This is a genomic window from Variovorax sp. CCNWLW186, from assembly GCF_037203865.1.
Taxonomy (GTDB): Bacteria; Pseudomonadota; Gammaproteobacteria; order Burkholderiales; family Burkholderiaceae_C; genus Variovorax.
Map to the genome: position 1 here is coordinate 131,492 of NZ_JBBCBO010000003.1, position 13,923 is coordinate 145,414.

General features: G+C 65.2%; 14 protein-coding genes. 8 read left to right on the forward strand and 6 right to left on the reverse strand.

From position 1 onward, the window contains the following. Window positions 1-70 precede the first annotated feature (70 nt). Together V9K97_RS04860 and V9K97_RS04865 are read left to right on the forward strand one after the other, a co-directional pair. Window positions 71-1,144, forward strand: a complete 1,074-nt coding sequence (locus V9K97_RS04860; protein WP_337316651.1) for a M4 family metallopeptidase — start codon at window positions 71-73, stop codon at window positions 1,142-1,144. Continuing rightward, window positions 1,141-1,479: a protealysin inhibitor emfourin gene (locus tag V9K97_RS04865; RefSeq protein ID WP_337316653.1), complete on the forward strand. Its 339-nt coding sequence runs from the start codon at window positions 1,141-1,143 to the stop codon at window positions 1,477-1,479. The genes V9K97_RS04860 and V9K97_RS04865 overlap by 4 nt, the downstream gene beginning before the upstream one ends. 13 nt (window positions 1,480-1,492) lie before the next feature. On the opposite strand, the gene V9K97_RS04870 is transcribed toward V9K97_RS04865, so the two are convergent. Further along, window positions 1,493-2,821 carry an Nramp family divalent metal transporter gene (locus V9K97_RS04870; protein ID WP_337316655.1) on the reverse strand — a complete coding sequence of 443 codons (1,329 nt, stop codon included), beginning with the start codon at window positions 2,819-2,821 and terminating at the stop codon, window positions 1,493-1,495. 115 nt (window positions 2,822-2,936) lie between these two features. On the opposite strand from V9K97_RS04870, the gene V9K97_RS04875 reads away from it, so the two are divergent. The 3 genes from V9K97_RS04875 (at window position 2,937) to V9K97_RS04885 (ending at window position 4,543) form a co-directional block, all read left to right on the forward strand. Further along, window positions 2,937-3,245, forward strand: coding sequence for a putative quinol monooxygenase (locus V9K97_RS04875; RefSeq protein ID WP_337316657.1), 309 nt, complete (start codon window positions 2,937-2,939; stop codon window positions 3,243-3,245). 85 nt (window positions 3,246-3,330) lie between these two features. Continuing rightward, window positions 3,331-3,927 (forward strand): hypothetical protein, encoded by a 597-nt coding sequence (locus V9K97_RS04880; RefSeq protein ID WP_337316659.1) that lies wholly within the window; start codon window positions 3,331-3,333, stop codon window positions 3,925-3,927. A gap of 19 nt (window positions 3,928-3,946) precedes the next feature. Beyond that, on the forward strand, window positions 3,947-4,543 hold the full coding sequence (locus V9K97_RS04885; protein WP_337316661.1) for a hypothetical protein: 597 nt from the start codon (window positions 3,947-3,949) through the stop codon (window positions 4,541-4,543). Window positions 4,544-4,553: 10 nt separating this feature from the next. On the opposite strand, the gene V9K97_RS04890 is transcribed toward V9K97_RS04885, so the two are convergent. From V9K97_RS04890 to V9K97_RS04900, 3 genes are all read right to left on the reverse strand, one after another. Further along, a complete protein-coding gene (locus V9K97_RS04890; RefSeq protein WP_337316663.1) occupies window positions 4,554-5,699 on the reverse strand; it encodes a DUF4419 domain-containing protein in 1,146 nt (381 codons plus the stop codon). Between the two features lie 81 nt (window positions 5,700-5,780). After that, window positions 5,781-6,782 (reverse strand): type I glyceraldehyde-3-phosphate dehydrogenase, encoded by a 1,002-nt coding sequence (gene gap / locus V9K97_RS04895; RefSeq protein ID WP_126749283.1) that lies wholly within the window; start codon window positions 6,780-6,782, stop codon window positions 5,781-5,783. A gap of 65 nt (window positions 6,783-6,847) precedes the next feature. Further along, window positions 6,848-8,956, reverse strand: a complete 2,109-nt coding sequence (locus tag V9K97_RS04900) for a transketolase family protein (protein ID WP_337316665.1) — start codon at window positions 8,954-8,956, stop codon at window positions 6,848-6,850. A 135-nt stretch (window positions 8,957-9,091) separates the two neighbouring features. On the opposite strand from V9K97_RS04900, the gene speD reads away from it, so the two are divergent. From speD to V9K97_RS04915, 3 genes are read left to right on the forward strand one after another with little or no spacing between them, the layout of a single operon-like run. Next, window positions 9,092-9,481, forward strand: a complete 390-nt coding sequence (speD, locus tag V9K97_RS04905) for an adenosylmethionine decarboxylase (protein ID WP_337316667.1) — start codon at window positions 9,092-9,094, stop codon at window positions 9,479-9,481. 26 nt (window positions 9,482-9,507) lie between these two features. Further along, window positions 9,508-10,218, forward strand: a complete 711-nt coding sequence (locus V9K97_RS04910; RefSeq protein ID WP_337316669.1) for a nucleotidyltransferase family protein — start codon at window positions 9,508-9,510, stop codon at window positions 10,216-10,218. Continuing rightward, complete coding sequence (locus V9K97_RS04915; RefSeq protein ID WP_337316671.1) at window positions 10,215-11,609, forward strand: aminopeptidase P N-terminal domain-containing protein; 1,395 nt, start codon at window positions 10,215-10,217, stop codon at window positions 11,607-11,609. The genes V9K97_RS04910 and V9K97_RS04915 overlap by 4 nt, the downstream gene beginning before the upstream one ends. On the opposite strand, the gene V9K97_RS04920 is transcribed toward V9K97_RS04915, so the two are convergent. Both V9K97_RS04920 and V9K97_RS04925 read right to left on the reverse strand, forming a co-directional pair. Further along, window positions 11,551-12,525: a LysR family transcriptional regulator gene (locus tag V9K97_RS04920; protein ID WP_337316673.1), complete on the reverse strand. Its 975-nt coding sequence runs from the start codon at window positions 12,523-12,525 to the stop codon at window positions 11,551-11,553. The genes V9K97_RS04915 and V9K97_RS04920 overlap by 59 nt on opposite strands. A 33-nt stretch (window positions 12,526-12,558) precedes the next feature. Beyond that, a complete protein-coding gene (locus V9K97_RS04925; protein ID WP_337316675.1) occupies window positions 12,559-13,911 on the reverse strand; it encodes an esterase-like activity of phytase family protein in 1,353 nt (450 codons plus the stop codon). Between the last annotated feature and the right edge of the window lie 12 nt (window positions 13,912-13,923).

A 13,923-nucleotide genomic window follows, 5' to 3' on the forward strand; every position in this document is an offset into this window, starting at 1 on the left:
GAGTGATCTATGTTTTGCAGCTTCTGCTAACTTCTTTTTCATTGCTTCAACTGCCCAGGGGAGTCGTTCAATGCCGCTTCAGTCGTCGCGTTTTTTGCCGCCTGGTTTCGTACCGCCGTATCTGCTGGACCGGCTGGCCGAGCGTGCGAGCGCGCATGCAAGCGCGCGGGCGGCGCAAACGCTGATGATCGATCGCGAGCACCGCGGCCTTCGCGAAGCGGTAGCCACGACGCAAGGCGTCTCGTCGGGCCGGCCACCGGCTTATGTGCGGCGCGACGCTCCCCAGCGCGCCGTTCACGACGCGGAGCACACCATGAGCCTGCCCGGCCGGCTGGTGCGCGCCGAAGGGCAGGCACCCACACGCGACATTGCAGCCGACGAGGCCTACGACTACCTGGGCGCCACCTACCGGCTATACCGCGACATCTACGAGCGCGACTCCATCGACAACGCCGGCATGCCGCTCACGGGCAGCGTGCACTACGGCAACGACTACGACAACGCGTTCTGGAACGGCAAGCAGATGGTGTTCGGCGATGGCGACGGCGAAGTCATGAACCGCTTCACCATCGCGGTGGACATCATCGGCCACGAGCTGACGCACGGCGTCATCGACCACGAGTCGGGCTTGATCTACCAGGGGCAGTCGGGCGCGCTCAATGAATCGGTCTGCGACGTGTTCGGTGTTCTGGTCAAGCAGCACTTGCTCAAGCAGACGGCGCAGCAGGCCGACTGGCTCGTAGGTGCGGGGCTTTTCACCGCCAAGGTAGAGGCACGCGCTCTGCGTTCGATGGCCGAGCCCGGCACGGCTTACGACGATCCGGTGCTCGGCAAAGACCCGCAGCCCGCCCACATGAAAGACCTGGTCGTCACGCGGCAGGACAATGGTGGCGTGCACATCAATTCCGGCATTCCGAACCGCGCTTTTTATCTTGCGGCCACCGCCATCCAGGGCCCGGCCTGGGAGACTGCGGGCCGCGTCTGGTACGACACCGTGTGCGACAGGCGGCTGCGCCAGGACTCTGACTTCCTGGCCTTCGCGCAACTGACGGTAGAGAATGCGGCCAGGCGCTTCGGCGCCGACAGCGCGGCGCACAAGGCCATCGGCGCCGCATGGAACACCGTGGGGGTCACACCATCATGATTCAGCTTCCGCCTTTGGACCAGGCTACGGTCGTGCGAGTGACGCGCGAAGGCGGCGTTGCCTACCTGCCGGGCCTTTCGCGGCCGCGCAGCTACCAGTTGGGCAATTGCAGCGAAGAACTGCGCCAGCAGATCGGCGAGGCTTTGCAAAGCGCCGCACCGCATGCAGAGCAGCGCGACGGACCCGCCTCGCCGGGCGGCGACCAGCGCTTCTACCGCGTGGAAGTGGTGGTGGAAAGCGCCACCACGCATTCGGGTTCGGTCAGCTTCGAAGTGCCAGAGAACGAAGCGCCGGAAGCGTTGGTGCATCTCTGGAAAGACGCGGCCGACCGCTGAGCGCGGCCTCGGTTCAGAGCCCGCCGCGAATCGTCGACACCACGAGCCACACGTTGGCCAAGCTGATCACGCCGAACAGCCCCCACGCCAGCAGCTTGACCACGGGGCCGTTGGCAAAGCCGCCCATCATTGCGCGGCTGCTCGTGAAGCGGATCAGCGGCCACATCGCAAACGGCAGCTGAAAACTCAGCACCACCTGGCTCAGCACCAGCATCTTGCCCACGCCGCCGTCGCCGAACCACCACACGCCCAGAAAGGCCGGCCCGAGTGCCAGCGCCCGCGTGATGAGGCGGCGCTGCCAGCACGGAATCTTCAGGTCAAGAAAGCCTTCCATGATGATCTGGCCTGCAATGGTGCCGGTGAAGGTCGAGCTCTGGCCCGATGCCAGCAGCGCAATGCCGAACAGCGTGGCCGCCACCGCACTGCCCACGATGGGTTCGATGAGTCGGTAGGCATCATCGATCTCCGTCACTTCCACATGGCCTGTGCTGTGGAAGGCACTGGCCGCCAGCACCATGATGGCCGCGTTGACCAGCAGCGCGAGCGAAAGGGAGATGACCGCATCGAAGGTGCAGAAACGCACCGCCTCGCGCCGCGCCGCATCGCTGTCGGCCACCAGCCGGGTCTGCACGATGGATGAATGCAGGTACAGGTTGTGCGGCATCACCGTGGCGCCGACCACGCCGATGGCAAGGTACAGCGCGCCGGGCTGCTGCAGCCGCTCGAAGCTCGGCGCAAAGCCCATGGCCACGCCAAACCAGTTGGGCTGCGACATTGCAAGCTCCACCACGAAACAGCCCGCTATGGTGCCCACCAGCCCGAGCACGATCGCTTCGACGCGCCGGAAGCCAGCGCCTTGCAGCCCGAGCACGAGCAGCGTGTCGAACGCCGTGATCGCAATGCCGACCGGAATCGACACGCCGAACAGCAGGTGCAAGGCGAGCGCGCTGCCCAGCACCTCCGCCAGGTCGCAGGCCACGATGGCGAGTTCCGCGCCCAGCCACAGAAAGCGGCTGACGCGCGGCGAATAGTGCTCGCGGCAAGCGCGGGCAAGATCTTTCTGCGCCACGAGGCCGAGCCGCACGCACAGCGTTTGCAGCAGCATGGCCGCCAGGCTCGCAAGCAGCACCACGAAGAGCAGGCCGTAGCCGAAGCGCGAGCCGGCCTCGATGTCGGTCGCCCAGTTGCCCGGGTCCATGTAGCCGACCGACACCAGCAGCCCGGGTCCCGCATAGCGCAGCAGCTTCTTGCCGAAGGGCAGGTCCTGCGGGACCGCCACGCTGCCTTTGACTTCGGAAGGGCAGAAGGGCGCGGTGGCGGTGCGGGGCAGGGGAAAGAACATGCGGGCGATGATAGGGTGGCACATCGGGTCTCGCGCGGGACCGATACCAAAGCGCCGGATCTTTTAGATTCGACGCTCGCCATCCATTACCGTCACAACACCGGAGTCCATTGCAATGATCCACGTCGTCGCCGTTATTACCGCCAAGCCCGGCCAGCGCGCCCAGTTGCTCGAAGCCTTTGCCGCCAACCGCGCGGCCGTGCTGGCCGAAGAGGGCTGCATCGAGTACGCCGCCACGGTCGACGCGCAGGGCGTTCCGACGTCGAAAGCGAGCTTCGGGCCCGACACTTTCGTGGTGATCGAGAAGTGGGAAACGCTGGCCCACCTGCAGGCGCATGGTGTCGCACCGCACATGAAGGCTCATGGCGAGAAGACCAAGGCGCTGGTCGAGAGCAAGCTGATCCACGTGCTCGAACCCGTCTAAGAGATCGGGCAACGGGCCTTCGCGCGCGGCGCAATGCCTGCTACCCTCGCGCCGGGATCAGGCATCCCGAGGAGGGAATCACGGCATGGCGATCTTCTGCAGACCGCGCGGCTGGCGCGTGCGCGCTTTCACCTTGAGCCTGGGCGCAATGGCCGCGGCCGTGCTGTCGGCCGGTTGCGCGCAACTCGCTGCGCCGCCCTACGCGGCCGACTACGAAGCGCTCGACCGGCTCGAGGCCACCCGCCCCGGCATGGTGGCCGTGGCCAAGGTGCAGCCCACCGATCCAGGCGACAAGATCAACACCCTGAGCCTGCGCCGCGCGAGGCTGCTTTCGCCCAGCGGCACCTTCGCGCAATACCTGGAAGACGCGCTGATGCGCGACCTGGGCGAAATATCGGCCTACGACCCCAAGGCGCCCACCCGCATCGCGGCGCGAATACTGGTCAACGAGCTCGACCTTGGCGTGATCAACGGCACGGGCCGCATGGACGTGGAGGTGGTGGTGACGCGCGCCAACGCGCAGCGGCTGCGCAAGACCTACCGCGGCGAAATCGCCTTCGATTCGAGCTACGCGAACATCGTCGCCGTGCCCGCCGGACAGGCCGCCTACCCGAGGCTGGTGCGCGCGCTTTTGCGGCAGGTGTATGCCGACCCGCAATTCATCGCGGCCATTGCGCCGTAGAACCGGAATGAGCCGCACCATGTCGTTCGCCTTTTCTTCGGCCGCACGCCTGTGCGCCGCCGCTGCGCTCGCGGCCTTGCTGGCCGCCTGCTCCCATCCGATCACCATGATCACCGAGACCGCGCCGCCGCGGTCGATGGCCCACCTCATCCCGAAGAAGGTGGCCTATGTGATGACCGACGCCCAGCGCGACCAGCAGGTGACGAGCCCCGGCGGCAGCGGCGACCGCGTGAGCTACTACCCTTACCGCGATCTGGAAAAATCGATTCGCGATGCACTGCGCGCGGTGTACCGCGACGTGGTCGTGCTGCGCACCGCGGGCGACGCCAAGGCCAATGAAGCGGCGGGCGTGTCGCTGGTGTTCACACCGCAGATCAAGACCGATTCGAGCTCGTCTTCATGGGTGACCTGGCCGCCCACTTCGTTCACCGCCGAGGTGAACTGCGTGGTGAGCGACACCGCGGGCGCCGAGGTCACGCGCGTGCGCGCGGTGGGCAACGGCTCGGCGGATTTCGGCGAGTTCAACGGCGACTATGGGCTCGCCGCCCGGCGCGCGGCCAAGCAGATGACTTCGCAGCTCAGCAGTGAGATTCGCAGAAACGAGAAGCTGCGTTAACGGTTCGACGTCAGGGCTTCTCGCTGATCGCGCGCAGCAATTCCGGATCGATCACTATGTAGTCGTGCTTTTTCGGCTCGATCTTCGGATCCTGATCATGAACGACCGCCCATCCGAAAGATGCCGCGAGAGCACCGGTGTCCGCATCCTGCGCAACGCCAAACATGCCTGCCACGAAACGGAGCTCACGCTCCTTGCCGTCACGCACGTCTATGCAACGTACAGGTGCACTCGCAAGGCTCCCCGGCACCGCTCCCATGCCGGGCCCTTGGACACCCTTGAAATCTAGCCACCCGGTTCGCTGGTTCGCCACATCGAAGCGGCCTTGCCATGTGTCGAGATACTCGTTGGGGCCGAGCGCCTTGCTTTCCCAGTCCACGATCAGATAGGGAAAGAGCGTGAGGATCCAGCCAGTCAACTCCGACGGCCCCGATCCGCTCTGGTATCGAAAGAAGGACCGCCAGAACGCAGGATCGACATCGCCGGCGGCAGTTTGCGCTATTTTTTCCAAGACCGGAACAAGTGCTGCGGCCCACCGCTCGAGACCGTATGTCGCCAGGCGCTTCACGCGCGAAATCATCGAGGTCCAATCCTCTTCTGTGCCGAGAAGATGAATCGCCGGAATGCCGCATCCCACTCGCATCTCATAGTCAAAATAGCCCTGGAACGCGTCCATCAAGCAGATCTCGAAGGCCGCCGTTTCAACTGGCGTCGTGGTCGAGAAGCATGCGCTGATCAAATCTCTGGGCTCGCCGACATGCTCTCCGATCTGCTTCGAAAACGCCTCGAAGATTTCGTGCCATGGGTTCTCTTGTCCAAGAATGAAGTCTGTTCGCTCAACGACCAATGTCTTTTTGCCTTCGTGCGCCACGAATCTTGGCCGCAACGTCTCGGTGTTCTGCCCTATGTGCGCGGCAAACCCCTGGGCAATGCAGAACCAGATGTCATCCGGCCGGATGGTGAGTGGGTGATGATCGAAAAAGGCATCGTGCGCCGCCTTCACGAATGCATGCTCCGTCGTGCAGGAAACCAGTTGCGGCGTAGCGCATGCCATTCCTTCGACGGGTCGGGCGAGCAGACTGTGAATGCGCTCCCTGGCATCGAGCTTTTGGTAAGGCTCGCCGCGGGGAACGGCCGAAACCGTGACAGTCTTCATCAATTACTCCCTTGTTCAAGGACACTGTGAACTCCAACAAAAAACGCGCCCTCAGGCGCGTTCTTGTTCTGCTGCGGCGTCTTACTTAGAGACGACCTTCACCATTTCGAGGCACTTGTTCGAGTAGCCCCATTCGTTGTCGTACCAGCTCACGAGCTTGACGAAGGTGCCATCGAGCGCAATGCCGGCTTCGGCGTCGAAAATCGAGGTGCGCGGGTCGCCGCGGAAGTCGGTGGCCACCACCTTGTCTTCGGTGTAGCCCAGCACGCCCTTGAGTGCGCCTTCGCTCTGCGACTTCATTTCGGCGCAGATTTCCTTGTACGTGGCTTCCTTCTCGAGCTCGACCGTGAGGTCGACCACCGACACGTCGGAGGTCGGCACGCGGAAGCTCATGCCGGTGAGCTTCTTGTTGAGCTCGGGGATCACCACGCCCACGGCCTTGGCAGCGCCGGTGCTCGAAGGAATGATGTTTTCCAGGATGCCGCGGCCGCCGCGCCAGTCCTTGTTGCTCGGGCCGTCAACGGTCTTCTGCGTGGCGGTGGCGGCGTGCACGGTGGTCATCAGGCCGCGCTTGATGCCCCACTTGTCGTTCAGCACCTTGGCGAGCGGGGCCAGGCAATTGGTGGTGCAGCTGGCGTTGCTGACGATGGCCTCACCGGCGTACTTCTTGTCGTTCACGCCGTAGACGAACATGGGGGTGTCGTCCTTCGAAGGGGCCGACATGATCACCTTCTTGGCGCCCGCGTCGAGGTGCTTCTGGCAGGTTTCCTTGGTGAGGAAGAGGCCGGTCGACTCGAGCACGATGTCGGCGCCGACTTCGTTCCACTTCAGCTGCGAGGGATCGCGCTCTTGCGTGAGGCGGATCTTCTTGCCGTTGACGATCAGCATGTTGCCTTCAACCGTGACTTCGCCCTTGAAGCGGCCATGCACCGAGTCGTACTGGAGCATGTAGGCCAGGTAGTCGGGCTCGAGCAGGTCGTTGATGGCGACGATCTCGATGTCGTTCTTGAAGTTCTGTACCGCGGCGCGCAGCACGTTGCGGCCGATGCGGCCGAAGCCGTTGATACCGAGTTTGATAGCCATCTGATTTGCTCCTAAGGTTGAAAAACTTGTGATCTGACGGAAAGAAGAAACGCCTGGCTGCCGGCTCAGTCGCGCAGGGCGGCTTCGACGGTGGCGGCAACGTTCTCTGCCGTGAAACCGAAATGCTTGAACAGCGCCGGTGCGGGTGCCGACTCGCCGTAGCTGTCGATGCCCACGACGGCCGCGCAGCCGTATTTCCACCAGCCGCCGGTGCAGCCCATTTCGACGGCGATGCGCGGCAGCTTCTTGGGCAGCACGCTCTTCTTGTAGGCCACGTCCTGGCGATCGAAGGTGGTGGTCGAGGGCATCGACACCACGCGCACGGCAATTTTCTTCTCGGCCAGCAATTTCTGCGCGGCAAGGGCCAATTGCACTTCGGAGCCGGTGGCAATGATGACCGCGGCGGTCTTCTTGCTCTTGAGGCCGACGGCCTCGGGCTCCGACAGCACATACGCACCGCGGCTGATGTCGCCGAGGTCGCCCTTTGGCGCATAGGCAATGTTCTGGCGGCTGAGCAGCAGCGCCGTGGGGCGCGACTGGTTCTGCAGCGCCACGGCCCAGGCCACGGCGGTTTCGGCCGTGTCGCCCGGACGCCAGACGTCGAGGTTGGGAATCAGACGCAGCGAGGCGGCGTGCTCGATCGACTGGTGCGTGGGGCCGTCTTCGCCCAGGCCGATGGAGTCGTGCGTGAACACGTGCACCACGCGGCGCTTCATGAGCGCGGCCATGCGGATGGCGTTGCGGCTGTAGTCGCTGAAGGTGAGGAAGGTGCCGCCGTAGGGAATGAAGCCGCCATGCAGCGCCACGCCGTTCATGATGGCCGCCATGCCGAACTCGCGCACACCGTAGTTGATGTGGCGGCCGATCACGCCGTGGGGCGGCTCGGCCTTGTCGGCGGTGCTGTCGGGCTTGGGCTCGTCTTCGGCGCCCTGGGCGGGCTGCTGCGGCTGGCCCATGACCACGGCACCGGTCTTCGCATCGAAGCGCAGGGCCGCGGTGCTCTTGGTGTTGGTGAGGTTGGAGCCGGTGAGGTCGGCGCTGCCGCCGAGCATTTCGGGCAGGGCTGCAGTGAAGGCCTCCAGCGCCAGCTGGCTGGCCTTGCGGCTGGCCACGGTTTCGCCCTTGGTGTGGGCGGCCACCACGGTGTCGAACGCCACCTGGTGGAAGTTCTTGGGCAGCTCGCCCTTCATGCGGCGGGTGAACTCGGCGGCCAAGCCCGGGAAGGCTTCAGCGTAGGCGGCGAACTTGTCGTTCCAGGCGGCTTCGGCCCTGGCGCCCTCGGCCTTGTGGTCCCAGTCGGCGTAGGCTTCCTGCGGCACTTCGAAGGCAGGGTACGGCCACTCCAGCGCGGCGCGGGTGAGGGTGATTTCATCGGCGCCCAGCGGTTCGCCGTGGGCCTTGGCGGTGTTGGCGCGGTTCGGGCTGCCCTTGCCGATCTGCGTCTTGCAGATGATGAGGGTGGGCTTCGAATCTTCCTTCTTGGCCTTGGCGATGGCCTTGGACACGTCCTTGGCGTCGTTGCCGTCGATCGGGCCGATGACGTTCCAGCCGTAGGCCTTGAAGCGTTCTTCGGTGTTGTCGATGAACCAGGGCCTGACCTGGCCGTCGATGCTGATGCCGTTGTCGTCGTACAGCGCAATCAGCTTGTTCAGGTGCCAGGCGCCGGCCAGCGCGCAGGCTTCGTGGCTGATGCCTTCCATCATGCAACCGTCGCCCAGGAAGGCGTAGGTGTGGTGGTCGACGATGTCGTGGTTCTTGCGGTTGAATTCGGCCGCGAGCAGCTTCTCGGCCAATGCAAAGCCCACGGCGTTGGTAATGCCCTGGCCCAGCGGGCCGGTGGTGGTTTCCACGCCGGGGGTCACGTCGACCTCGGGATGGCCGGCGGTCTTGCTGTGCAGCTGGCGGAAGTTCTTGAGCTCGCCGATGGGCAGGTCGTAACCCGTGAGGTGCAGCACCGCATACAGCAGCATCGAGGCGTGGCCGTTCGAGAGCACGAAGCGGTCGCGGTCGAACCAGTGCGGGTTGGCCGGGTTGTAGCGCAGGTGTTCGCCCCAGAGTGCGACGGCCATGTCGGCCATGCCCATCGGTGCGCCCGGATGTCCGGAGTTAGCTTGTTGGACGGCATCCATGGCCAGCGCGCGAATCGCGTTGGCCATCAGGGCTTGGTTTGCCATGGGCGGTGGACTTTCGGGGAATGTGGATTGGGGGGAACCCGCGATTTTACCGGGCTCGCTCCAACCCGCTCCAATACGGCCTGAACACCCGACTGATGTTCTTTGGCGACACCCGGACTGCTAGAGTTGCCACCCATGCACGGGCTGCACCTCACCGCCGATCTCCACGACTGCCGATGCGCAATGCAATGGCTCACCGACAAGGAGGCGCTCGGCGCCGTTTGCCTGAAGGCCGTAACGGCCGCCGGGCTGCAGCCGGTGGGCAAACTGGTGCACGGGTTTCCGGCCACTCCGCAGGGGCCGGGCGGCGTCACGGCCACGGTGCTGCTGGCCGAATCGCACCTGTGCATCCACACTTGGCCCGAGCAGCGCGGGGCCACGCTCGATGTGTATGTGTGCAACTTCGGCGCCGACCATTCGGCCAAGGCGCATGCGCTGATGGAATGCCTGGTGGCGCTGTTCCAACCCGGCCGCAGCGAACGCAACGAGCTCGTACGCGGCCAGGTCGGCCAGGTGGCCGCTTGAAGCCGGCGCCCTCCTCGGTGCGAGCCATGATCCTCGCGGCCGGCCGCGGTGAGCGCATGCGCCCGCTGACCGACACCACGCCCAAGCCGCTGCTCGAAGTGCGCGGCAAGCCGCTGATGCAATGGCCCATGGAAGCCCTGGCGGCCGGCGGATTCACCCAACTGGTAGTCAACACCGACTGGCTGGGCGAGCAGATTTCCGGCCGCTTCGGCCCCGAATCGCAGCTTGGCGAGCAGCGCGCGCTATCAATTTCATATTCCGACGAAGGCCGCGACTTTGGCGGCGCGCTGGAAACGGCGGGCGGCATCGTGCGCGCGCTGCCGCGGCTGGGCGATATTTTCTGGGTGGCGGCCGGCGATGTGTTCGCGCCGGATTTCGCCTTCACGCAAGCCTCGGTGGAGCGCTTTGCGGCAAGTGGCAAGCTCGCGCACCTGTGGCTGGTGCCCAACCCGCCGCACAACCCGAAGGGCGATTTCGGGCTTTCGGCCGAAGGCCTAGCGCTCAATTCGGCGGCCGAGAAATACACCTTCTCGACCATCGGCCTGTACCGCGCCGCGCTCTTTTCGCCGCCTTACTGCGGCATTCCCGCCGGCAACCCGGCGGGCCTCAAAGCCCCGCTGGCACCCATCTTGCGCGCCGCGATGGACAATGAACTCGTGAGCGCCGAGCTCTACACCGGGCAATGGACCGATGTGGGAACGCCCGAACGGCTTCTTCAACTGAACACGCCAAGATGACCTCAGAAGACCACAAGATCTACGCCGAGCGCCGCGCGCGCCTCGCCTCGCAACTGGGCAAGGACGGCATCGCCATTGTGCCGACCGCGCCCGAGCGGCAGCGCAACCGCGACAGCGACTTTCTGTTTCGGCACGACAGCTACTTCTACTACCTGACCGGCTTCACCGAACCGAACGCCTGGCTGGTGCTGGCGGGCGATGGCCGCAGCACGCTGTTCTGCGCCCCCAAGGACCTGGAGCGCGAGATCTGGGACGGCTACCGCCTGGGCCCCGACGCGGCGCCCGAGGCGCTTGGCGTGACAGAGGCCTTCTCGGTCAACGACCTCGACGCCAAGCTGCCCAAGCTGCTCGAGAACAGGTCGACCGTGTGGTTTCCGTTCGCCACCCACAAGGGGCTGGAAACCCGCGTCGACGGCTGGCTTCAATCGGTGCGCGCGCGCGTACGCTATGGCGCGCTGTGCCCGCAGGAGCAGCACGACCTGTGCGGCCCACTCGACGAAATGCGGCTGATCAAGGACGCGCACGAACAAGACATCATGCGGCGTGCCGCGCAGATCAGCGCCAGGGCGCACATTCGCGCAATGCAGCTTTCGGCCCGCATGCTGCGCGAGGGCAAGGACGTGCGCGAATACCACCTTGATGCCGAGCTGCTGCACGAGTTCCGCCTGGGCGGCTCGCAGTACCCGGCCTACGGCTCCATCGTGGCGGCGGGCGCCAATGCCTGCGTGCTGCACTACCGCGCCGACGCGGCGCCGGTGCGAAGCGGCGAGCTGGTGCTCATCGACGCCGGTTGCGAGCTCGATGGCTACGCGAGCGACATCACGCGCACCTTTCCCGCCAACGGCAAGTTCAGTGGCCCGCAGCGCGCGCTGTACGACCTGGTGCTTGCCAGCCAGGACGCATCGGCCGCGGCCACCAAGGCCGGCAACCGCTTCAACGACCCGCACGATGCGGCCGTGCGCGTGCTTGCGCAGGGCATGCTCGACCTGGGCCTGCTCGACGCAAACAAGGTCGGCGGCGTCGGCGACGTGATCGACAGCCGCGCCTACTTCCAGTTCTACATGCACCGAACCGGCCACTGGCTGGGCATGGACGTGCACGACTGCGGCAGCTACGTCGAGCCTACGCAAGTGGGCGAGGTGAGCGAGCGAAAAGATCCGCTGTCGAACGAGATCATCAAGAACCGGCCGAGCCGCATCCTGCATCCGGGCATGGTGCTGACGCTGGAACCCGGCATCTATGTGCGGCCCGCCGACGGCGTGCCCGAGCAGTTCCACAACATCGGCATCCGCATCGAGGACGACGCCATCGTCACGGCCACCGGCTGCGAGCTTATTTCGCGCGGCGTGCCGGTGAAGGCGGACGAGATCGAGGCACTGATGCGAGCTTGACCGCCCGCTGAGACACCGGCGGCGGCACATGCCGCGCCTGCAAAAAGTCGATGAACACCCGAAGCTTGCGCGGTATCTGCGCGGAGCTCGGGTGATAGAGGTAGAAGCCCGGAAAGGTCGGCCACCAGGGCTCGAGCAGCGGCAACAGCCGGCCGCTGTCGAGATCGCCGCGCACCGAGCCTTCGAAAGCCACGGCAATGCCCGCGCCGTCGCGCGCAGCGGCCAGCAGCACGTCGCCGTCGTTGCTGACCAGCGGGCCGGCCACTTCAATGTCGAGCACGCGGCCGTCCTGCGCATACTCCCACCGATAAAGGCCGCCCGTGGTCAGGCGGTAGTTCATGCACTGGTGCTCGCGCAGGTCTTCGGGCGTCTTCGGCAATTTGCGTTTTGCAAGGTAGCGCGGCGACGCAACAGTCACCATGCGTTGCGGCCCGCCCATCGGCAATGCCACCACGTCTTGCGCCAGGCTTTCGCCAAGCCGGATGCCCGCATCGAAACCGCCTTCGACCAGGTCGACCATGCGGTTATCGCAAACCAGCTCCAGCGTGATGTCCGGAAACGCCTCGGCAAAGTCCCCCAAGTGCGGATACAGCAGGAGCTCGGCCGACGCGCGCGCAACGTTCAGCCGCAGCAGCCCCGCCGGCTTGTCGCGCGCCTCATTGATGCCTTCCACCGTTTGCGCGAGCGCGGCAAGCGCCGGCTGCGCGCCCTTCAGCAGTTGCTGGCCCAGTTCGGTCACGCCCACGCGGCGTGTGGTGCGGTCGAGCAGGCGCACGCCCAGCCGCCGCTCGAGCGTGCGCAAGGTCTGCGACAGCGCCGAAGGCGAGACGCCCAGTTCTTCCGCCGCCCGCGTGAAGCTGGCGTGGTGCGCAACGCGTGCGAAGGCGGCAATGGCGGGAAGCAGTTCGGGCGACATGCGCCCGATTATCGAGACCGCGGCAGACTCAGGCTACTTGGCCTGCAGCAACGCCCCCGCTTCAAGCAGCACCAGCTCGTTGTCGTCGGCCTTGTTCGGCTCGCGGCTGCTGGAGAACGGCAGGTTGTTGTCGTTGCCGACCACGATGTGCGTGGCGTCCACCACGTCGACGTTCTCGATGGTGAAGAACGGGAACTTGAGCACGCCGTCGTTCAGCGGCTTGCGCGCGAGCTTGGCCGGGTCGGCGATGTTCAGCAGATCGATGTAGCCGATCTTGCGCACCGCGCCGCCCACGTTGGCGTCGTTCAGCTCGACCTTGTAGACGCGCTTGAACTTGGCGATGTCGTGGAAGCAGTCGGTGCGCTTCTGGCCTTCGGGGCAGGCCTTGTCGCTGGTGCCTTCGCCGTTGTCGCGCTCGATGATGAGGCCCGTGGTGCCATCGATCATGTTGAAGTCGCCGATGGCATGGCCGTTGGCCTCGAGCACGTAGTGCCAGTGGCGGCCCGTCCACTTTTCGGAGGCCACGTCGAACTCCAGCACGCGCAATGCTTCCTTGCCGTCCTGTTTCTCGTAGTCCTTGGTCTCCGCGTTCCACACCGGGCCTTCGAGCAGCGCATAGAGCTTGCTGCCGTCTTTCGACGCGGCCATACCTTCGAAGCCCTTGGAGCGCTTGACCTGGAAATCGACCGCGCCACCCGGTGCCCCCGGCGTGGTGACCGACGGATGGTCAGGCGAGCGTACGGCCTTGCCGCCCACCAGCGTGTCGAACACCGCGAGCACCTTGCCCTTCAGGTCGGCCTTGATCAGGAAGGGACCGAACTCATCGCCGATCCACATCGCACCGCCGGCAAACTGCAGGCTCTCGGGATCGAAGTCGGACCCCGTGAGGTAGCGCTGCTTCGTGCCTTCATGAACGATGCGGAAGGGCACCTTCTTGTCGGGGTCATGCAGGAAAACGGTGTCGAGGCGGTTGAACTTGCCGCTCTTGAAGTCCACCTTGTAGTGGTTCAGGTAGAGCATGAAGTCGGGCGAATTGGCCTTGGCGCCCGCACCGTTGTCGGTAAGAATCCAGAACGAGCCGTCGTCCATCTTCTTGATGCCCGAATGGCCCTGCAGCGGCTGGCCCTTGAAGGGCACCGAAACGCCCGTGCCGCGCCCGCCCGAGAGACCTTCCACAGTGCCCAGCGCCTCCACGCGCTTGCCCGAGGTGAACTTGCCGCTCACTTGCAGATCGGCCGGCGCGTCCTTGGGCGCCGCAACGAAGCTCTGCGCGGGCAGCACGGCATGGCCGGCGAGCGCGACCGGAAAAACGGTCTGTGCGGCGGCGTTGCCGCAAGCAAATGCGCCGGCAAGGGCGATGAAGGAGAGAGAAGCGATGCGCGTCATGAGAGCAAGAAG